Source organism: Arthrobacter sp. ZBG10 (genome assembly GCF_001238605.1).
GTDB lineage: Bacteria > Actinomycetota > Actinomycetes > Actinomycetales > Micrococcaceae > Arthrobacter.
In genome coordinates this window covers 44831-63059 of record NZ_LFQH01000006.1, presented here as the reverse complement: position 1 = coordinate 63059, position 18229 = coordinate 44831, and the positions used below count along the sequence as shown (strand labels likewise).

The 18229-nt window shown below is 67.1% G+C and carries 22 protein-coding genes; 12 read left to right on the top strand and 10 right to left on the bottom strand.

The annotated features are described in order from the left end of the window. Nucleotides 1-172: 172 nt before the first annotated feature. A complete protein-coding gene (locus ACU18_RS01770) occupies nucleotides 173-1399 on the top strand; it encodes a pyridoxal phosphate-dependent aminotransferase (protein ID WP_050683817.1) in 1227 nt (408 codons plus the stop codon). 127 nt (nucleotides 1400-1526) lie between these two features. Continuing rightward, nucleotides 1527-1763 (top strand): hypothetical protein, encoded by a 237-nt coding sequence (locus ACU18_RS01765; RefSeq protein WP_050683816.1) that lies wholly within the window; start codon nucleotides 1527-1529, stop codon nucleotides 1761-1763. A 69-nt stretch (nucleotides 1764-1832) separates the two neighbouring features. Here ACU18_RS01765 and ACU18_RS01760 read toward each other — a convergent pair whose 3' ends face one another. Both ACU18_RS01760 and ACU18_RS01755 read right to left on the bottom strand, forming a co-directional pair. Continuing rightward, nucleotides 1833-2120, bottom strand: a complete 288-nt coding sequence (locus ACU18_RS01760) for a MoaD/ThiS family protein (RefSeq protein WP_050683815.1) — start codon at nucleotides 2118-2120, stop codon at nucleotides 1833-1835. Beyond that, nucleotides 2113-3219, bottom strand: a complete 1107-nt coding sequence (locus tag ACU18_RS01755) for a WD40/YVTN/BNR-like repeat-containing protein (RefSeq protein ID WP_050683814.1) — start codon at nucleotides 3217-3219, stop codon at nucleotides 2113-2115. Before ACU18_RS01755 ends, ACU18_RS01760 begins: the two co-directional genes overlap by 8 nt. Nucleotides 3220-3526: 307 nt before the next feature. Here ACU18_RS01755 and ACU18_RS01750 point away from each other — a divergent pair, with 307 nt between their 5' ends. Genes ACU18_RS01750 through ACU18_RS01740 form a run of 3 tightly spaced genes read left to right on the top strand, consistent with a single transcriptional unit; the run spans nucleotide 3527 to nucleotide 6468 of the window. After that, a complete protein-coding gene (locus ACU18_RS01750) occupies nucleotides 3527-3862 on the top strand; it encodes a metal-sensitive transcriptional regulator (protein ID WP_050683813.1) in 336 nt (111 codons plus the stop codon). Between the two features lie 46 nt (nucleotides 3863-3908). Further along, on the top strand, nucleotides 3909-4148 hold the full coding sequence (locus ACU18_RS01745) for a heavy-metal-associated domain-containing protein (protein ID WP_050683812.1): 240 nt from the start codon (nucleotides 3909-3911) through the stop codon (nucleotides 4146-4148). A gap of 31 nt (nucleotides 4149-4179) precedes the next feature. Then, nucleotides 4180-6468: a heavy metal translocating P-type ATPase gene (locus ACU18_RS01740; protein WP_050683811.1), complete on the top strand. Its 2289-nt coding sequence runs from the start codon at nucleotides 4180-4182 to the stop codon at nucleotides 6466-6468. An 18-nt stretch (nucleotides 6469-6486) separates the two neighbouring features. Here ACU18_RS01740 and ACU18_RS01735 read toward each other — a convergent pair whose 3' ends face one another. Continuing rightward, nucleotides 6487-6759 (bottom strand): DUF2277 domain-containing protein, encoded by a 273-nt coding sequence (locus ACU18_RS01735; protein WP_050683810.1) that lies wholly within the window; start codon nucleotides 6757-6759, stop codon nucleotides 6487-6489. A 221-nt stretch (nucleotides 6760-6980) separates the two neighbouring features. On the opposite strand from ACU18_RS01735, the gene ACU18_RS01730 reads away from it, so the two are divergent. Beyond that, nucleotides 6981-7244, top strand: a complete 264-nt coding sequence (locus tag ACU18_RS01730) for a WXG100 family type VII secretion target (protein WP_050683809.1) — start codon at nucleotides 6981-6983, stop codon at nucleotides 7242-7244. Between the two features lie 106 nt (nucleotides 7245-7350). On the opposite strand, the gene ACU18_RS01725 is transcribed toward ACU18_RS01730, so the two are convergent. Beyond that, complete coding sequence (locus ACU18_RS01725) at nucleotides 7351-8373, bottom strand: EamA family transporter (protein ID WP_050683835.1); 1023 nt, start codon at nucleotides 8371-8373, stop codon at nucleotides 7351-7353. An 80-nt stretch (nucleotides 8374-8453) separates the two neighbouring features. Here ACU18_RS01725 and ACU18_RS01720 point away from each other — a divergent pair, with 80 nt between their 5' ends. After that, nucleotides 8454-8999, top strand: coding sequence for a CGNR zinc finger domain-containing protein (locus tag ACU18_RS01720; RefSeq protein WP_050683808.1), 546 nt, complete (start codon nucleotides 8454-8456; stop codon nucleotides 8997-8999). A gap of 50 nt (nucleotides 9000-9049) precedes the next feature. Here the strand turns inward: ACU18_RS01720 and ACU18_RS01715 are convergent, their stop codons facing one another. From ACU18_RS01715 to ACU18_RS01705, 3 genes are all read right to left on the bottom strand, one after another. Beyond that, nucleotides 9050-9412, bottom strand: a complete 363-nt coding sequence (locus ACU18_RS01715) for a hypothetical protein (RefSeq protein WP_050683807.1) — start codon at nucleotides 9410-9412, stop codon at nucleotides 9050-9052. A gap of 102 nt (nucleotides 9413-9514) precedes the next feature. Continuing rightward, a complete protein-coding gene (locus ACU18_RS01710) occupies nucleotides 9515-10105 on the bottom strand; it encodes a hypothetical protein (RefSeq protein WP_197273491.1) in 591 nt (196 codons plus the stop codon). Between the two features lie 25 nt (nucleotides 10106-10130). Next, nucleotides 10131-11483, bottom strand: coding sequence for an MATE family efflux transporter (locus ACU18_RS01705; RefSeq protein WP_082178122.1), 1353 nt, complete (start codon nucleotides 11481-11483; stop codon nucleotides 10131-10133). Nucleotides 11484-11588: 105 nt separating this feature from the next. Between ACU18_RS01705 and ACU18_RS01700 the strand changes: the two genes are divergently transcribed. Next, the gene (locus tag ACU18_RS01700) at nucleotides 11589-12023 is read left to right on the top strand and encodes a DoxX family protein (protein WP_050683805.1); all 435 of its coding nucleotides are present in this window, start codon (nucleotides 11589-11591) and stop codon (nucleotides 12021-12023) included. Between the two features lie 144 nt (nucleotides 12024-12167). Then, nucleotides 12168-13184 carry an acyl-CoA thioesterase gene (locus tag ACU18_RS01695; RefSeq protein WP_050683804.1) on the top strand — a complete coding sequence of 339 codons (1017 nt, stop codon included), beginning with the start codon at nucleotides 12168-12170 and terminating at the stop codon, nucleotides 13182-13184. Here the strand turns inward: ACU18_RS01695 and dnaB are convergent. Continuing rightward, nucleotides 13181-14563: a replicative DNA helicase gene (gene dnaB, locus ACU18_RS01690; RefSeq protein ID WP_050683803.1), complete on the bottom strand. Its 1383-nt coding sequence runs from the start codon at nucleotides 14561-14563 to the stop codon at nucleotides 13181-13183. The genes ACU18_RS01695 and dnaB overlap by 4 nt on opposite strands. A gap of 661 nt (nucleotides 14564-15224) precedes the next feature. On the opposite strand from dnaB, the gene ACU18_RS01685 reads away from it, so the two are divergent. Together ACU18_RS01685 and ACU18_RS01680 are read left to right on the top strand one after the other, a co-directional pair. After that, on the top strand, nucleotides 15225-15509 hold the full coding sequence (locus ACU18_RS01685) for a hypothetical protein (RefSeq protein WP_050683802.1): 285 nt from the start codon (nucleotides 15225-15227) through the stop codon (nucleotides 15507-15509). Between the two features lie 25 nt (nucleotides 15510-15534). After that, nucleotides 15535-16095, top strand: a complete 561-nt coding sequence (locus ACU18_RS01680) for a hypothetical protein (RefSeq protein ID WP_050683801.1) — start codon at nucleotides 15535-15537, stop codon at nucleotides 16093-16095. A 15-nt stretch (nucleotides 16096-16110) separates the two neighbouring features. On the opposite strand, the gene ACU18_RS01675 is transcribed toward ACU18_RS01680, so the two are convergent. Next, the gene (locus ACU18_RS01675) at nucleotides 16111-16737 is read right to left on the bottom strand and encodes an FMN reductase (RefSeq protein ID WP_050683800.1); all 627 of its coding nucleotides are present in this window, start codon (nucleotides 16735-16737) and stop codon (nucleotides 16111-16113) included. Between the two features lie 104 nt (nucleotides 16738-16841). After that, the gene (locus ACU18_RS01670; RefSeq protein WP_050683799.1) at nucleotides 16842-17690 is read right to left on the bottom strand and encodes a PhzF family phenazine biosynthesis protein; all 849 of its coding nucleotides are present in this window, start codon (nucleotides 17688-17690) and stop codon (nucleotides 16842-16844) included. A gap of 57 nt (nucleotides 17691-17747) precedes the next feature. Between ACU18_RS01670 and ACU18_RS01665 the strand changes: the two genes are divergently transcribed. Beyond that, nucleotides 17748-18170, top strand: coding sequence for a DUF1801 domain-containing protein (locus ACU18_RS01665; RefSeq protein WP_050683798.1), 423 nt, complete (start codon nucleotides 17748-17750; stop codon nucleotides 18168-18170). Nucleotides 18171-18229 lie beyond the last annotated feature (59 nt).

Sequence of the window (18229 nt, the reverse complement as noted above, 5' to 3'; positions counted from 1 at the left end):
GTGTACCAAGAGCCTGGGCTGGCGCGGGTGTCCCCCGGATAGCCGGCAGACCCTTACGCTAGTGCTTATTCTAACCATCGTCAATAGTTTTTTGTGATCGCTAACACATGATCCTCGGGGCTGCCGACGGGTCATCACGGGCGGTGGGGCGGCGGCTGTGAAATGATCAACCATGCGCGCCATGCAACACTCCAGCAAACTTCAGAACGTCCGGTACGAGTTGCGGGGCCCCATTCTCCAGGCAGCCAAAACCATGGAGGCGGAGGGGCACCGGATCCTCAAGATGAACCTGGGCGACACTGCCCCGTTCGGCATGGAAGCCCCCGAGTCCGTGGTGGTGGACATGATCCACCACCTCCGGGGCGCGCAGGGCTACAGCGACTCCAAGGGAATCTTCTCCGCCCGTACCGCCATCTCGCAGTACTACCAGACCCGCGGCCTGATGCAGATCGGCGTGGAAGACATCTTCATTGGCAACGGCGTCAGTGAGCTCATCTCCATGTGCCTGCAGGCGTTTATGGAAAACGGCGACGAAATCCTGGTCCCGGCGCCCGATTATCCGCTGTGGACCGCCGCCGTGACCTTGACGGGCGGCAAGCCGGTGCACTACCTCTGCGAGGAAGCGGACAACTGGTGGCCGGACCTGGCCGATGTCGAGGCGAAAATCACCAGCCGGACCAAGGGGATTGTGATCATCAACCCCAACAACCCCACGGGCGCCGTCTACCCCCGCCACATCCTTGAGCAGTTCGCGTCGCTGGCCCGGAAGCACAACCTGGTCCTCTTTTCGGACGAAATCTACGAAAAGGTGCTCTACGCCGGCGCCGAGCACATCCATACAGCGGCCGTCGCGGAGGATGTCTGCTGCCTGACGTTCAGCGGCCTGTCCAAGGCCTACCGGATGCCCGGCTACCGCGCCGGCTGGGTGGCCATCACCGGCCCGTTGGCCGCGACCGCCAGTTACCGCGAAGGCCTGGAGCTCCTCGCCTCACTGCGCCTATGCCCGAACGTTCCCGCCCAGCACGCCATCCAGACCTGCCTGGGCGGCTACCAAAGCATCGAGGCGCTGGTCCGGCCCGGCGGAAGGCTCCGGGAACAGCGGGATCTCGCCTACCAGTTGCTGACCGCCATCCCCGGTGTCACCTGCGTCCCGGCGGCGGGGGCCATGTACCTTTTCCCGCGCCTGGACCCGGACCTCTACCCTATCGCCAGCGACGAGCAGTTTGTCCTGGACCTGCTCCGGGACCAGAAAATCCTGGTTTCCCACGGCACGGCCTTCAACTGGCCTGCGCCGGACCATTTCCGGTTCGTCATCCTGCCCTCCGTCCTGGACATCGAGGAGGCCGTGGGCAGGATCGCCACGTTCCTGGCCGGCTACCGGGCGGCCGGCACGGAGTAGGGGCCGCCGGAAACAGCGCCGGCGCGCAGAACTAACCGGCAGCTAACGGCGGTGAAACCGGCGCGCAACATTGCAGGGCCACACTGGAACTGCGGGCAAGGGCCCGTCCCAGCGCCAGGAGGCCCCCATGTTGACGAAAGCGACGCCGAATGTAACCAGAGTCCGCGCCCTGGACCAGCTCCACCGCGGTGATGAAATTGAAGCCAGGCTCTCTGTGGGCCCTTCCTACGACGACGTGGTCATCCGCCGCGGCAGTGTCCAGGAGACCGCGCCGGGCATCGGCGTCATCTGGATCGTCGACCGGCTTACCGGCCTGCGGAAGGCCATCAACGCTGACGAGTGCAGCATCTGGCGGGTGGCCTGAGCCGGACCGGGCACGGCAGTGCGGGCGCAGTCAGTATGGACTGCCCGCACGGCGCTGGACCCTTCCGCCTCAGCCGCCGGCCACGGATTGGATGACCAGTACTTCCTGGCCGGGCTCCACCTCGGTAGCCAGGCCCTGCAGGCGGCGGACCTCGTCGCCGTCCACATAAACATTGACGAACCGGCGCAAGGCACCCGTTTCGTCCCGCAACCGGCGGGCCAGGATGGCAAAGTCCGCCGTCACCGCATCCAGCACGCTCCCAACAGTCACCGCCGCGTCAGCGGGCGCAGTCAGAACGGACTGCCCGCCGGCCAGGGGCTGCAGCACGCTGGGCAGCACCACAGTGATGTCAGGCACCGGCCACCACTGCCGCCCGGACGCACAGGACATCCGGCAGGTGGGCAGCCACCTCGGTGAAGGTTTCCCCCTCGTCCGGGCTTGCGTAGACGGAGCCGCCACGGGTGCCGAAGTAGACGCCTGCCGGTTCGGCGCTATCCACTGCCGCGGCGTCGCGCAGAACGCTGTTGTATTCGTGGTCCGGCAGCCCGGTGGTGGATCTAAGCCAGGTGGCACCGGCGTCATCCGTCCGGTGCACCGCGAGTTCGGCATCCGGCGGAATCCGTTCGCCGTCGGCCTTCAGCGGAATGACCCAGGCGGTCCCTTCCCGCCGCGGATGCGCCAGCATCACAAAGCCGAAGTCTGCGGGAAGCCCATCAGCGATGGACGTCCAGGTGTCGGCGTTGTCGTCTGTCCGGTACACACCATGGTGGTTCTGGGCGTACAGCCTGCCTTCGATCCCGGCGTCCGCCGCAATCTTGTGCACACACTGGCCGAATTCCGGTTCGGCGTCCGGCATAAAGCCCGCAGAAATGCCGCGGTTCCGCGGCTCCCAGGAGGAGCCCCCGTCCAGGGAACGGTAGACGCCGCCGGTGCTCATGGCGATGTGGACGGTGTCACCGCCTGGCTGCACCACGATTGAATGCGCCGCCGCGCCGCCGTAGCCTGCGCCCCACTCGCTGCGGTGGGGGTGGTCCCACAGGCCCCGGTTCAGCTCGAAATGCTCTCCCCCGTCCGTTGATTTCCAGACCGAGATGGGCTGGGCACCCGCCCACACCACCCCGGGCCGGGATTCTGCGTCCGGATGGATCTGCCAGATCCGCTCCACCGCCGCCCCGGTGTCAGCGGGAAAAGTGATGGCGCCCTCCGCAGGCTCGGACCACGTGGCGCCAAGATCGTCGGAGTGTGCCACGGTGGGCCCCCAGTGCTCGCTGCGCACCCCCACCATGATCCGCGTCCGGCCTTCCCGCGTGTCGATCCCCACGCTGGGGATCTCGCTCATCAGGAAATGCGGGCCGGTAAAGGCCCAATTGCTCCGGTCCGGGCTGGTGGCCAGCCATAACCCTTTTTTGGTTCCGATCGCCAGGACATAACTCTCCGCGGTTGCCATGCGTTCCATGCAACCACCGGCGGCGGCGGGCCGCAACGGTTTTCTTTCCAACAACAGTTTGGCCGGCTTTTTTGTGGTGTGGAAAATAAAGCGAAAGTACTTATTCGCGGTGCTGGCGGACCGCCCTACCAGCCAGTAAGCTTAATTTCGCAAGCCCAAGTGAACCGCGGGCCTGCCCAAATGCTGCTCCGGAGTGCGTATCCCCCAATAACGCACTCCGGAGCTTTTTTGTGCCCGGCCAAGATCATGAGGCCTGTCCTTGGAATACCCCCCAGGGGTACTTGCACCATACCCCAAGGGGGTATAAGTTGGCAGTATGGACACTGCAGAACAGCCGACGCCGGAGCACACCCCCGCCGTCCACGGCTACACGGGCAACAAGGACGCCTACCTCCGCCGGCTCAAGCGCATCGAGGGCCAGGTCCGCGGCATCGCCCGCATGGTGGACGAGGACAAGTACTGCATCGATATCCTCACCCAGGTCTCGGCAGTCACGAAGGCCCTGCACGCCGTGAGCCTGGGCCTGGTAGAGGAACATATCGGCCATTGTGTGGTGGGCGCCGCCGCGGAGCCGGATCCGGAACTGCGCGCCGGGGCCATCGATGCAAAGGTCAAGGAAGCCACGGAAGCCATCGGCCGCCTGATCCGTTGAGGCAGCACCAGCCTGCGAACACCACCCACAACCCAAGGAGCCAGCCATGAGCACCACCTCACCCATCACCACCACCGTCAGCGTGTCCGGCATGACCTGCGGCCACTGCGTCTCGGCGGTCAGCGAAGAACTGGAGTCCCTGGCCGGGGTGGAAGCGGTCGCCGTAGACCTCAACGCCGGCGGCATCTCCACGGTCACCATTACCTCGAGCGGCGCCTTGCCGCCGTCGGACATCGGTGAAGCAGTGGCCGAGGCCGGCTACCTTGTCGTCGCCAACCAGGCCTGAACCCTTTTATCCCCTGACCAAGGAGGCGGACATGAGCCAGCACGGGCTCCTGCACCCATCGGACCACCGCACGGTTGACCTGGACATCACAGGCATGACCTGCGCGTCGTGCGTCAACCGCGTGGAAAGGAAGCTGGGCAAGCTCGAAGGCGTGGCAGCCACCGTCAACCTGCCTTTGGAATCCGCCCACGTGAGCGTTCCTGCCCATATCAGCGATGACCAGCTGGTGGCCACCGTCAACGCTGCCGGCTACACGGCCACCGTGCGGCCCGCCGCGGACCACGGCCACAGCCACGCGATGGACGCTGCCGGCGGGGACCACATGTCCCACGGCGGTTCCGCCGCATCGCTGCGCCCCCGCCTCATGGTCTCCGCAGCCCTCACGGTCCCCGTTTTCCTCATCTCCATGGTGACCGCCTTCCACTTCCCGCATTGGGGCTGGGCCGCCGCCGTCCTGGCCCTGCCCGTGGTGACCTGGGCCGCGTGGCCCTTCCACCGGGCCGCAGCCATCAACGCAAGGCACCTGACCTCCACCATGGACACCCTGGTGTCCATCGGCGTTGCTGCCGCCTACCTGTTCTCCGCCTGGCAGCTGCTGGCGGATCCCCGCATGACCGAAAGCCCCGGAATGGAGGGCATGGCAGCCGGCGGGCTCTATTTCGAAGTGGCGGCAGTGGTCACCACCTTCCTGCTCCTGGGCAGGTTCCTGGAGGCCAACGCCAAGCAGAAGGCGGGCGATGCCTTGCAGGCCCTCCTGAACCTCGGCGCCAAGGCTGCCACTATCCTGCGGGAGGGAAACGAACTGTCGATCCCCGCTGACCGGCTGCAGGTGGATGACCTGCTGGTGGTCCGCCCCGGCGAAAAAATAGCCACGGACGGCGTGGTCACCGAGGGGACATCGGCCGTTGACGCATCCCTGGTCACCGGCGAATCCATGCCGGTGGACGTGGGTCCGGGCAGCCGGGTAACCGGCGCCACCATCAATACCTCAGGCCGGCTGCTGGTCCGGGCCACCCGCGTGGGGTCAGCCACCACGCTGGCCCAGATGGCCCGGCTGGTCTCCCAGGCCCAGACCGGCAAGGCGCCCATCGCCCGCCTCGCCGACCGCGTCAGCGCCGTGTTCGTACCGGTGGTGCTGGTCATTGCCGTGGCCACGTTCGGGCTCTGGCTCCTGGCTGCCGGGCCGGCCATCTCCGCCGGCGAGCTGAGTTCCGCGTTTACCGCTGCGGTGGCCGTGCTGGTCATCGCGTGTCCCTGTGCCCTGGGGCTGGCCACACCGGTTGGCCTGCTGGCGGGAACGGGACGCGGCGCCCAACTGGGCATCCTGATCAAGGGCCCGCAGGTCCTGGAGGACACCCGGACGGTGGACACCATCCTGCTGGACAAGACCGGCACCGTCACCACCGGCATCCTGTCTGTGGACGGCACCACGGCGCTGCCGGGCTTCACGGAAGCCGAAGTGCTGCGCCTGGCGGCGGCAGTCGAGGCCGCGTCGGAACATCCAGTGGCCAGGGCCATCGCCGCGGCCGGGAAGAGCCGGGAGACGCACGACGGCGGCGCCTTGCCGCCCGTCCACGGGTTCCGTTCCGAGCCAGGCGGCGGAGTGCTGGGAACCGTGGAAGACAGGCTGGTGGCCGCCGGCCGCACCGGCTGGCTGGAACAGTCAGGACTTGCCCTTGGCCCGGACCGGAAAGCCGCGTTGGCGGCTGCCGAAGCGGGGGGTGCCACCGCCGTCTGGGTGGCCGTGGACGGGGCACCGGCCGGCATCATCAGCCTCCGGGATGCCCCCAAGGCAGGCTCAGCGGACGCAGTGGGCGCGTTGAAGGAACTCGGACTGCGGCCCATCCTGTTGACCGGGGACAACGCCGCGGCGGCTGCGAAGGTGGCTGCCGCCGTCGGAATTGATCCTGCCGACGTGTTTTCCGGGGTCACTCCGGAAGGGAAAGTGGCGGCCGTCCGGACGCTCCAGGCCTCGGGCGCCACGGTGGCCATGGCGGGCGACGGCGTGAACGACGCCGCGGCACTGGCACAGGCGGACCTCGGCATCGCCATGGGCTCGGGCACGGACGTGGCCATCGAGGCAGCGGACCTGACGGTGATGGGCAACGACCTGGCCCAGGTGGTGCAGGCCATCCAGTTGTCCCGCAGGACCCTCGCCACCATCAAAACGAACCTGTTCTGGGCCTTCTTTTACAACGCGGTGGGCATCCCGGTGGCCGCCCTGGGCCTGCTCAACCCGATGCTGGCCGGCGCCGCGATGGCGGCGAGCTCGGTCCTGGTGGTGGCAAACTCGCTGCGGCTGCGGCGCTTCGGCAGGTAACCGGGGCCCGGTGGTCCTTCAGGCGGCGCCAAACCGCTCGGCGGACCTGGCTCTTGCCTTGGCCGCTTCAACCTCCCGGTCCTTGGGAGGCGCGACACTGACCAGGGCGTCCAGCAGATGTGCCGTGGTGTGGGCAATCTCGTGGACGGCGTCGTCGAAGGCCTCCTGGTTGGCCTTGGACGGCTTGGTGCTGCCGCTGATCTTCCGCACATACTGCAGCGCTGCGGCATGCACCTCATCGCTGGTGGCATGCGGTTCGAAGTTGTGAAGGGTTCGGATGTTCCGGCACATACGCCCATGCTAGGCGCTGATCCAGCCGGGATCGAGCCCTTTTTCCTTGGCAGCCGCCCGTTCCGCGGGGTCCCCGCATGGGGAGTCCAGCATGGGCAGGGGTGCCCATCGACACTGTTTTCCGGGCCGGGGTAGGTTTGAACCAATGGATCTTCCGGATGAGCCGGGGGCCACTGGGGAGACCGGTTCAAGCCGGATCCACACTACACAAGGAGAAACTGATGGCTATTTGGGGTGCAGACGTCCAGGAACTTCGTCAGCTGGGCAGCAAGCTTCAGTCGGGTGCAGCGGAGATCGAGACGCAGAAGACCACTCTCACCAAGGTCCTGAGCAGCACGAACTGGGAAGGTCCGGACGCCCAGAAGTTCCGCAACGAATGGTCCGGCACGCACTCCGCCCTTCTCACCAAGGTTGCGGAAGCGCTGAAGGAAGCCGGCACGAAGGCTACCAAGAACGCCGAAGAGCAGGATCGGGCCTCCAACTGACCCTGACGGTTCAGCAGGCTTGCCGCGGCAGGGTCCGGACACCATGGGGTGTCCGGACCCTGTCCGGTTTAACCCCGCCCCGGTTCCACCTGCGGACAGGCCTGGGTTACGGGACGGGTTCGACGTCGTTCGCATGGTCCAGCGGACGGGCCCCCGCAGGTGCATCCGCGGCCGGCGGCGCACCGGTTTTCGCTGCGGCGCGGAGTTCGTCAAGCCGCACCAGGACCACGCCGCCCACAATCAGGACACCGCCCAGGAGCTGGATGGCACCCGGCAGTTCACCCAGCAGCAGCCAGGCCCAGGCCACGGCGAAGAGGACCTCGGTCAGCGACACAAACGATGCCACTTTGGAGCCCAGCGCCCTGGCCGCCATGATGCCCGAGACGTACGCCAGCACGGTGGCCAGCAGCACCAGGCCGGCCAGCGAAACCCACCACGGCGCCAGCCAGGGTCCCAGCTTGGTGTCAGCGGTGCTGAACGCCATGGGCAGCAGGCCGGTAGCGGCCGCCAGCCACATCACCGCAGCACCCACCATCAGCCCGCCGGACGCCAGGACGATGGGCGGCAGGGTGTCGTTTTCCTTGGCCGTGATCACAAAATAGATGGCGAGGCAGACAGCTGCGGCGATGCCCCACAGCACGCCCACCACGTCCACCTTGACAGCGCCGGTCAGGTCCAGGACCAGCACCAGGCCGGCCAGGGCGAGCAGCGTGCCGCCAAAGGTCAGGGCGCGCGGCGTTTTCCGGCTGGCCGCCCACAGCCAGAGCACAATCAGCACCGGCGCCAGGTACTCGAGCAGGAGGGCGACGCCCACTGACAGCCTGGCCACGGCGTTGAAGTAGAACAGCTGGCAGGCTGCCACGCCCACCAGGCCAAACAGCACGATGGTGAGCCAGTTGCTGCGCAGCTGGTGCCACCGGCCGCGGAGGGCCGGAATGGCCGGGACGGCAAGGATCAGCGCGGCACCGGTCAGCCGGGCGGTCACCGCGGCGCCGGGGGTCCAGCCGGTTTCGAGCAGGGCCTTGGCAAAGGCGCCGGAGATGCCGAACACGGCGGAGGAAAAGAGGGCAATGCCGAGGCCCGGCGCCAGGAAGGCGCCGGCCGGTCCGCGGCGGTGGGTTTGTTTCACGGCAGGCACCAATGCCTTCTGTCAGGAGTAAAGTGAGGTGATGGTCATGACAGTACGCTTGCCCCACGTAAGGAGTCAAGATGGTTTTTGCCCCTGACACTGAGGTGGCCCTGCGCACCGTGGTCAACCTTGTTAACTCCGCAGCGAATGGCAGGGAAGGCCTGACCACGCTGCAGGACCTGGATAAATTCCTCGCAGCCGAGGGTTTCACCGGATCCCGGGTCCGGGACGCCCGGGAACTGGCCAGCGTCCACGCTCTCCGCGGTGAGCTTGCGGCGCTTTGGACGGCCGGTGAAGACGCGGCCGTGACGACGGTGAACCGGCTGCTCCGGGAAGCCCGGGCTTTGCCGCAGCTGGTGAAGCATGATGGTTGGGACTGGCACCTGCACGCCACCCTGCCGGCCGCGCCGCTGGCGGACCGGATGAGCACGGAGGCGGCCATGGCGCTGGCTGACGTCATCCGCAGCAAGGAGATGGACCGGCTGCGCGCCTGCGAGGCCGCGGACTGCGATGCGGCCGTGCTTGACCTCAGCCGCAACAGGTCAAAGCGGTACTGCGATACCGGAAACTGCGCAAACCGGGCGCACGTGGCGGCGTACCGGGCACGGCAGGCAGCGACCGGTTGATCCGGAAAGCCGCCGGCCGGACCAACGGCTAGGGGCCGGCGTGCCGGCGGTCAGGTGCCGGGGGTGCCGTCGGCGCCGTCACCGGCAGCCGGGGCCTGGCCACCGGATTTTTGGCCGCCGAATCCGTGGCCCTGGTTTCCCGCGGAGCTGAGGTTGACGCCCGAGCCCTTGCCCAGGTGTTCGGCGTTGTCCTTATGGCTCATGGACAACATGGCGGCGATGACCAGGGTGACGATGAAGGCGATTCCCGCGGCGGTGAACGCGAGGTCGAAACGGGGCGCGCGGGCGCTGCCGCCGGAGGCGAAGATCAGCACTGCGCCAAAGGCCACTACCGCCCAGAACGCGGAAAACATCAGCGGCCCTTTCACCGAGGTCCGCAGCTTGCGCGGTTTGCCTGGATGCTGGTCTGCCACGATGATTCCTCCCTGCAGGCGGCGCGCCGGCCGGCCTGGTGTTAATGCTTCGATGGTGTGCCCGGCATATTTCTACAGGAAGTAGAACCGTGCGTAACCAGTTTACGGGTTGCCGGCCCCGCTGCGGGCATCGTGCCGGAGCGTCAGGCCCGACAGGACCCAGAGCACCCCGGAAATGATGGCGCCGCCGCCGGCAACCCCCAGCAGGGCGTGGGCGCCCAGGCCGGCGAAGAACGGGAGGGCGGCCGCGGTTCCCAGCCCGATCACGCCGGACGCAATCCAGTCCCGGGCCAGGACGTGCCGGCCCCTGTACTGCAGCCCGCACGCAAGTTCCAGGGCACCGGCGGCTCCCAGCCCCAGGGCTGCGATCACAGCGAACAGGGTGTCGCCGTGCAGGAGGAGCACCGCAAAGCCCGCGCCCGCCAGCACAGATCCGGCGCCGGACAGGAGCTTGCCCGGACCGGACGTGCGCTCCCATCCCGTGGCGGGGATGCCGCGCAGCAGCACCAGCCCGGTGGCCAGCAGGTAGAGGCCGCCGGCCCAGCCCATGACTTCAATGGACGGCGCCGGCCAGAAAATGGTGATGGCGCCGAAGGCCAGGGCCGCCGCCGCGCGCACCAGGACCGGGCGCCAGAGATCGGGCCGGGGGCTGGTTTCGGGGGCGGTTCCGGCGGGGGTCATGGATTGGCTCACCGGTCCAGTTTAGTGGCGGGCGGTGCTACGCCGAACCGAGGACCATCCACCGGTCGGACCGGGCACGCAGGCCCAGCGTCACGGCCCGGGCAGCCATGTAGGTCAGGGCGAAGGCTGCCCAGAGCCACCCGAGGCCCGCGGCGCCCTGCAGGCCGGTGCCGGCAACCCACACGAGCAGCGGCGCGTAGACGGCGAGGTTTGCCAGTCCTGCCAGGGCCAGGTAGCGGGCATCGCCGGCGCCGATCAGGACACCGTCCAGCACAAACACGTAGCCGGCAAGGGGCTGGCCTGCCGCCAGGACCCACAGCGCCGTTGCAAGGACGGCGCCCACCTCGGGGTCGGGCGTGAACAGGGCCCCCAGCCAGGGTGCCGCGAGGGCCAGCAGGGCTCCCGTGAGCACGCCGAAGCCAATCCCCCACCGTGTCATGGTCCGGGTCAGCTGGCGGGCCTCCCGCGGGTTGCCGGCGCCCAGTTCCTTGCCGATCAGGGCCTGCGCCGCGATGGCCAGGGCATCCAGGGCAAAGGCCAGGAAGGAGAAGATCGTCATTGCCAGTTGGTGGGCCGCCAGGTTCACGGCCCCCTGGGCGGTGACCACCAGCACGGTGGCCAGGATCGCAACGCGCAGGCTCAGGGTCCGCAGCATCAGCCACGATCCCACCCGGGCCAGGGCCCGGATACCCTGCCACGTCGGGAGGAGGCCCACGCCGTGCCGGCGGGCATTCCGTCCCACCATCACCACGTAGACGGCAGCCATGGCCCACTGGGCCACGCTGGTTCCGGCGGCTGAGCCGGCCACGGACCACCCCAGTCCGTACACCAGCCAAAGGTTAAGGACGATGTTCAGCGCGAAGCCTGCAGTGGCCACCACCAGCGGAGTTTTTGTGTCCTGCAGGCCGCGCAGCACTCCCGTTCCGGCAAAGACCAGCAGCATGGCCACCAGCCCCGGCATGGACCAGCGCAGATAATCCACCGCATACTGCCGCACGGCACCTTCCGCGCCCAGCAGGCCCACCAGGGGTTCCGCGAACAGGAAACCTGCCGCGGCCAACACCAGGCCCAGCAGCAGGGCGAGCCAGACGCCATCCCGCCCGGCAGTCAGGGCCTTTCCCAGCCGGCCGTCCCCCACGGCGCGCGCCACAGCGGGCGTGGTGGAGTAGGCCAGGAAAACCATCAGGCCGACTGCGGTGTGCAGCACTGCCGAGGCAAGGCCGACGCCCGCCAGCTGCGCCACCCCAAGGTGGCCCACAATCGCGGAATCGGCAAGCAGGAACAGTGGCTCCGCAACCAATGCGCCGAAGGCAGGGACCGCCAGGTGCAGGATCTGGCGGGAACGGCTTCGTTCGGGACGGGTGGTTGCGGGCAGGACAGGTTGAGGCACGGTGCCAGCTTAACGGGGAGGCAGAGATGTCGCGGAAGCATGACAAAACCCACATCGGGGTCAATTTTATTGACACTTCAACAAATGATCCGGAAGACTCGAAGCATGAACCAGTCACATCTCACCACCACGGCCATTACCGCCCTGCGCATTGTCCTGGGCTTCATCTTCGCCGCCCACGGCTGGCAGAAATTCAATGAATGGACCATCGCCGGCACGCAGGCATCCTTCGGCAAGATGGGTGTCCCCGCAGCTGAGATCGCCGCTCCCGCCGTCGCAGTCCTCGAACTTGCGGGCGGCATCGCCCTGATTCTGGGCATCCTGACCCGCGTGGTGGCAGCATTGCTGGTGATCGACATGCTGGGTGCTCTGTTCCTGGTGCACGCATCAGCCGGCGTTTTTGCTGCCAACGGCGGCTACGAGCTGGTCCTGCTGCTGGCCGCGGCCGCCTTCACCCTCGCCCTCACCGGGCCGGGGCGCGTTTCCCTGGACAGGGCCCTGTTTGGCCGGAAAAACTCCAGGCTTGCCGCCTTCGCCTGACCCAACCCGTCCCGCGCATCACGGCGGCCCGGCACCCACGTGCCGGGCCGCCGTCGTAGGCCAGGCGGCCCACCGGGACCGTCCATGACGGCCGCATGTCAGCCCAACCGGCCGGTAACCGCTGGCCCTCAGTATGATCGCTGCATGACGCAGACCGGCAGGCAAAACTCCGTGACCCTCCGCTTCCTGGCAGCACCCATGGACGTGGGCCACAGCGGCTCGGTGGATGCCGGAACCGTCCTGGAGTGGGTGGACAAGGCCGCTTACGCCGCCGCGGTGGGCTGGGCCAAGTCCTACTGCGTCACCGCCTACGTGGGCAACATCCACTTCGCCGACCCGGTCAACAGCGGCGACATGGTGGAGGTGGAGGCCACGATCGTCTACACCGGCAGGTCTTCCATGCACATCCGCACGGTGGTCTCGTCCGGGGATCCGCGTGGCGGACAAGCCACCATGCGCAGCCAGTGCATCGTGATTTTTGTGGCTGTGGGCCCGGACGGCCGGCCCATCCCCGTACCGCAGTTCGAGCCCGTAACGGCGGCCGAAACCGAGCAGCGGGACCACGCCCTGGCCCGGATCAAGGTGCGCGAACAAATCGTCGAAGCCATGAACCATCAGGAATATACAGATGCCGGGACCGCCGAGCGGGTGACGCTCCGCTTTATGGCGGCCCCGACGGATGTGAACTGGGGCGGGAAGGTCCATGGCGGCACCGTGATGAAGTGGATCGACGAGGCGGCATATGTCTGCGCGTCCCGCTACGCCGGCAAGGACACCGTGGCGGTTTTCTCCGGCGGCGTGCGCTTCTACCGGCCGCTGCGGATCGGCCACCTCGTGGAGGTGGAGGCCAGGCTGGTCTACACCGGCACCAAAGGCATGCACGTCGCCGTCCACGTCCGCTCCGGCGACCCCAAGGACGGCGGCCTGGAGCTCACCACCTACTGCCTCACCGTCATGGTGGCCCGGGACACCGAAGGAACATCGGTGCCGATCCCGGCCTGGGACCCGGTGAGCGACGAGGACCGGCGGCTGCACGCCCATGCCCGGGACCTGCTGGAGATCCGGGGCACCGCGCCGGGGAACCGGCTGCCCAACCATCTGCTGGCCGCCGGCCCCGCGGGTTCAGCAACGGGCCGGCCGGCGGAAAGCGTCAGCGGCTAGAAGCCGCCGCCGCCAGCGTCCGCTGCCATATTGGCAAAGCGGGAGTAATGACCCTGGAACGCAACCACAATGTCCTTGGTGGGCCCGTTGCGGTGCTTGGCGATCAGGATGTCCGCCTCACCGGCACGCGGCGATTCCTTGTCGTAGACATCCTCGCGGTGCAGCAGGATCACCATGTCGGCATCCTGCTCGATGGAACCCGATTCACGGAGGTCCGAGACCATGGGCCGCTTGTCCTGGCGCTGCTCGGAACCACGGTTCAACTGGGACAGCGCGATGACCGGAACCTGGAGCTCCTTGGCCAGCAGCTTGAGCGCCCTGGAGAATTCCGACACTTCCTGCTGGCGGGACTCGACTTTTTTGCCGGAGCTCATCAGCTGGAGGTAGTCAAGGATCACGAGTTTGAGGTCGTGCTGCTGCTTCAGGCGCCGGCATTTGGCACGGATTTCCATCAGCGACATGTTGGGGCTGTCGTCAATGAACAGCGGGGCATCGTTCATCCGGCCCATGGTGGTGGCGATCTTGGACCACTGATCATCTTTGATGGTGCCCTTGCGCAGGTCCTGGAGGCCGATGGTGGCCTCTGCGGAGAGGAGGCGCATGGCGATCTCATTCCGGCCCATTTCGAGCGAGAACATCACAGTGGCCAGGTTGTTCTTGATGGCGGCGGACCGGGCGAAGTCCAGGGCGAAGGTGGACTTACCCACGGCGGGGCGGGCGGCGATGACAATCATCTGGCCGGGGTGCAGCCCGTGGGTGAGCTCGTCGAGTTCGTAAAACCCGGTGGGCACACCCGTCATGCCTTCTCCGCGGTGGCCGGAGGCCTCAATTTCGTCAACGGTGGATTCCATGACGTCCTTGAGCACCACGTAGTCCTCGGCCGTCCGGCGCTCCGCGACGGCGTAGACCTCCGCCTGGGCCTGGTTGACCAGGTCCTCCACCTCGCCGTCCGAGCCGTAGCCCAACTGGACGATCTTGGTCCCGGCGTTCACCAGGCGCCGGAGGACGGCCCGCTCCGCTACGATCTCCGCGTAGTACCCGGCGTTGGCAGCCGTGGGGACGGTCTGGATCAGCTCATGCAGGTAGGCCGGGCCGCCGATCCGGTTGATTTCGGCCCGCTTGGTCAGCTCATCGGAGACTGTGACGGCGTCGGCGGGTTCGCCACGGCCATACAGGTCGATGATCGCTTCGTAGATGGTTTCGTGGGCGGGGCGGTAGAAGTCCTGCCCGCGGAGGATTTCCACCACATCCGCGATGGCGTCCTTGGACAGCATCATGCCGCCCAGCACCGACTGTTCAGCGGGAATGTCCTGCGGCGGTTTCCGGCTCGCGTCTGATCCGCGGGTGGTCTCTGCGGTGTCCAGGTGCGCGATTGACAAAACTGCCGTCCTTCATAGGTGCCGGTGCATAAGATGCCCGGCAGGTGTGCGTCCCGCCAGGGGTGCGCGGGGAATTTCGCTCCGCCGCCTGGTAATGGTCTACCCGGAGGGTCCGACATAAGGCCTTGGCGCCCGCCTGCGCGCGGGGAACACAGTTATCCCCACTTTCCACAGGTTTTCCACAGCCACCTCCGGCTCGGGTCCTTCGGAGCCGGTGAAGCTGTGGTCCACCGGCACCTCCGGAGACGGGGGCGACAGGAAAAACAGGTACTCCGCTACGCTAGCCGCCTGCGGGCCAGCCGCAAAGCCAAGGGACCCGGGTGGGTGTGGATAACCTGTGCACTAAGCGGCATAGATTGTGCACAGCCTGTGGGAAAGGTTGTGGAAAGAAAAATTCTTTTCCCTACCTAAAGGCTCTGAACTGCGAAAACACTACTTTTGAGGTGTGGAGTAAATATTTCTTTGCCGGAATTTCATCCACAGCCGCAGCGCGGCACCGGAGCCGCCGGTTACAGCTTCCGGGCAGGTGATGCAGTTCATTCCACCCCCGCGGCGCGCCGCATATATTCCCGTCCGGTGCACCCGCGCCCGGCCGGGTACGCATCCATGCGCAGGGGCGAATATTGCTGTGGATAACGTGCATCTGGCATAAGCTCTTGGTATGGGCGAACTTCTGCTGGTACTCCTGCCATCGATCATTCTGGTGGCGCTCCTGTGGGGGCTCGCCACGGCATTCAAACCACGGGATACCGGCCTGTCTGACGCCGAAAAGTACCAGCGGGACCTTGCCCTCCGTTCGGCCCGGCACAACGCCGAACAGGTCCAGGCCGCGTCAGCTGCGCGTGCCCGGTTTGAAGCCACAACCCGGCCGTCACAGAACGAGCAACAGCATGCACAGCAGCAGGAGTACCACCCCGCCCAGCCGCAGCTCCGGCCCCGCGGCTGAATTGTCACAGAACGGCTTTTGAAAGATGGAATCGCTTGTGATCCCTGTCCTCATCCTCCTGGCAGTCCTGGCAGGCATCCTGCTGGCCGTCAGGGCCATGGGCCGGCGGAAGTCCCCCGGGGCGGAGCCGCTCCCGGCGGCCGGCAGTGCCGACCTGGCGCGGACGGCCTCGGCCAGGCTCTCGGAGGATGAGCACCGCCGGATCTACGCCCTCATAGCGCAGGGCCAGGCCATGGCGGCCATCAAACTCTATTACGAATCGACAGGGGACGGCCTCCGGGCATCCCGCGACGCCGTGGGCGCCCTCGCCACCCACCCCCAGCCGTACCGGAGCGCCGAGGTGCCGGCGCCCGCCCCGGAGGAGGCTGGTGGGCCGGAACGCTTCCCCTACCGGTACCGGGCCATCGCCAGCAAGGGTGAGGTGACGCGTGAGGTCAGCAGCAACATGCTCAACGATGAGATCTACGGCCGGATCCGGACCCTTGCCCGCAGTGGGGAAACCGAGGCCGCCGCCACGGCGCTGACCAGGCACTCCGATGTCTCCCTGGACCAGGCCCGCGAGTTCATTGCACTCCTGGACGACTGACCCGGTGCACAGGCCTTAGTGGCTGGCGGAGATCCCCGCCAGCAGCTGTTCGAACGGAAGGGACTCCAGCGTCGCCGGAGCCTGGCCGGGCTGGGGGCCCGTCAGGAGGGCTGCAAACTCTGCGGCTGCCCTGCCGGTCCGCTCCGACAGGGGCGACGCTGCGTCGTCGGCCGAACCCCAGTCCTGCGGTCCGGCGAAGACGGCGGTGGCAGCCGTTCGGGTGCGCAGGTAGCTGAACAGCGGGCGCATGGCGTAATCCAGGAACATCTGGTGCCTGTCAGTTCCGCCCGTGGCGCCCAGCAGGACGGCCTTCCCGGTAAGGGATTTCGGGTCCAGGACATCGATGAATGACTTGAAGAGGCCGCTGTAGGAAGCACTGAACACCGGTGTCACGGCAATGATGCCGGTCGAGGCATCCACGCCGGCGATAACCTCAGCGAGCTTCGGCGCGGCGTAGCCGGTGACAAAGTTGTTGGCGATGTCCACGGCAAGGTCCCGAAGTTCCACAAAGTCCACCACGACGTTGTAGCCTGCCGACTCCAGCTGGCGTTTAGTCGACGCGGCGAGCTGGTCGGCGAGCAGCCTGCTCGACGACGGTACTCCCAGGCCCGCGGACAGGACGGTGATGCGGCGGGTTTCCATGGCGTTCTCCTCTTGGTTCTTACCAACAGCATATATGCATATGCATCTACATGGGGAACAGCAGGTCCCGCCTGGGTATTCCCGCGGCCGACCGGTCCTTCCGGTTACAGCAGGACAGTCCCCCGGATGCAGGTGGTGCTGTTTCCGCCCACCCAGATTCCGTCGTCCCGGGCACTGATATGCAGCCGGCCTGCCCGGCCGAGGACCGTGCCCTGCGCGGCCACATAGCGTGCAGGAGCGCGGCCGCTGTCGATCAGCCACTTCGCGGCGCCCGCATTAAAGCTTCCCGTTACCGGATCCTCCATCATGGCGTCCCCCGGAACAAAGGTCCGTACCTCGAAGTCGGCATCGCCGCCTGCGGCGTGCGGGCCGATGACCCCCACCTTCAGGTCCCCCATGGCCACAGGATCCGGCTGGATGGCCAGCACCTCCCCAGCCGACGCCAGCAGGACACCCACCCAGGACGGGCCGTTGACCAGCCAGGAAGCATCCAGGATGGCTGATTCGGGCAGCCTAAGGCCGGCAGCGAGGGTGCGCCGGACGGCCGCGTCCACGGGCCCGAAGCGGGTCAGCGGGGGCGCCGCGAAAGCCAGGCGGCCGGCGTCGTGCCTGATCTTTACCAGCCCCGCCCCGCACTCCTGTACCAGCTCCCCCGCCGTGTGCGGAACGCCACCGGCCTCAAGCCAGGTGTGGGCCGACCCGAGCGTTGGATGTCCCGCGAAGGGGAACTCCTCGCTTCCGGTGAAGATCCGGACCCGGTAGTCAGCGCGGGGATCCGTGGGCGGCAGCAGGAACGTAGTCTCGGACAGGTTGGTCCAGTTGGCGAAGTGCTGCATCATGCCGGAGCTGAGGCCATCGGCGTCAAGGACAACAGCGAGGGGATTGCCACGGTACGGCTCGGCGGCAAAAACATCCACTTGGTGGAAAGGGCGGTTCCGGGGTTCGGGGTTCACCGCAGAAGGCTACCACCGGCGCTGGCAGCGCCACCGCCGGTCTGCAAGACTTCGTCCATGGCAACGAACAAGACCCAGCCCACAATGGTGTCGGTGGCCGGCTTCCTGGCGTCGGTGGAGCACCCCGGCCGCCGGTCCGACAGCTTGGAACTGGCCGACCTGATGGCGGGCATCACGGGCCAGGAGGCAGTTATGTGGGGACCCACGATCGTGGGGTTCGGCGCATACCACTACCGGTATGAAACCGGCCGGGAAGGCGACGCGGCGGCGGTCGGGTTCTCGCCCCGCAAGGCAAACCTGGTCCTTTACGGACTGACCTATGGTCCGGACGCGGACCGGCTGTTGCCGGACCTTGGCAAGCACCGGGCCGGGGCGGGATGCCTCTATGTCAATCGGCTGGCGGACGTGGACCGGGACGTCCTGGCCGAGCTGGTCAGCACCGGGTACCGGCACACCATGGCGGAACTTCACAAACCCTGACGCAAAAGACCCCCGCCGCCGGAACCGGCAACGGGGGTCTTAGTGCAGTCAGATGACCG

Bases quoted from the DNA above. Each gene is read 5' to 3' on its own strand.
- ACU18_RS01770 (WP_050683817.1), top strand. From the start codon at position 173: ATGCGCGCCATGCAACACTCCAGCAAACTTCAGAACGTCCGGTACGAG.
- ACU18_RS01765 (WP_050683816.1), top strand. From the start codon at position 1,527: ATGTTGACGAAAGCGACGCCGAATGTAACCAGAGTCCGCGCCCTGGAC.
- ACU18_RS01755 (WP_050683814.1), bottom strand. From the start codon at position 3,219: ATGGAACGCATGGCAACCGCGGAGAGTTATGTCCTGGCGATCGGAACC.
- ACU18_RS01750 (WP_050683813.1), top strand. From the start codon at position 3,527: ATGGACACTGCAGAACAGCCGACGCCGGAGCACACCCCCGCCGTCCAC.
- ACU18_RS01745 (WP_050683812.1), top strand. From the start codon at position 3,909: ATGAGCACCACCTCACCCATCACCACCACCGTCAGCGTGTCCGGCATG.
- ACU18_RS01740 (WP_050683811.1), top strand. From the start codon at position 4,180: ATGAGCCAGCACGGGCTCCTGCACCCATCGGACCACCGCACGGTTGAC.
- ACU18_RS01735 (WP_050683810.1), bottom strand. From the start codon at position 6,759: ATGTGCCGGAACATCCGAACCCTTCACAACTTCGAACCGCATGCCACC.
- ACU18_RS01730 (WP_050683809.1), top strand. From the start codon at position 6,981: ATGGCTATTTGGGGTGCAGACGTCCAGGAACTTCGTCAGCTGGGCAGC.
- ACU18_RS01720 (WP_050683808.1), top strand. From the start codon at position 8,454: ATGGTTTTTGCCCCTGACACTGAGGTGGCCCTGCGCACCGTGGTCAAC.
- ACU18_RS01700 (WP_050683805.1), top strand. From the start codon at position 11,589: ATGAACCAGTCACATCTCACCACCACGGCCATTACCGCCCTGCGCATT.
- ACU18_RS01695 (WP_050683804.1), top strand. From the start codon at position 12,168: ATGACGCAGACCGGCAGGCAAAACTCCGTGACCCTCCGCTTCCTGGCA.
- ACU18_RS01685 (WP_050683802.1), top strand. From the start codon at position 15,225: ATGGGCGAACTTCTGCTGGTACTCCTGCCATCGATCATTCTGGTGGCG.
- ACU18_RS01680 (WP_050683801.1), top strand. From the start codon at position 15,535: ATGGAATCGCTTGTGATCCCTGTCCTCATCCTCCTGGCAGTCCTGGCA.
- ACU18_RS01675 (WP_050683800.1), bottom strand. From the start codon at position 16,737: ATGGAAACCCGCCGCATCACCGTCCTGTCCGCGGGCCTGGGAGTACCG.
- ACU18_RS01665 (WP_050683798.1), top strand. From the start codon at position 17,748: ATGGCAACGAACAAGACCCAGCCCACAATGGTGTCGGTGGCCGGCTTC.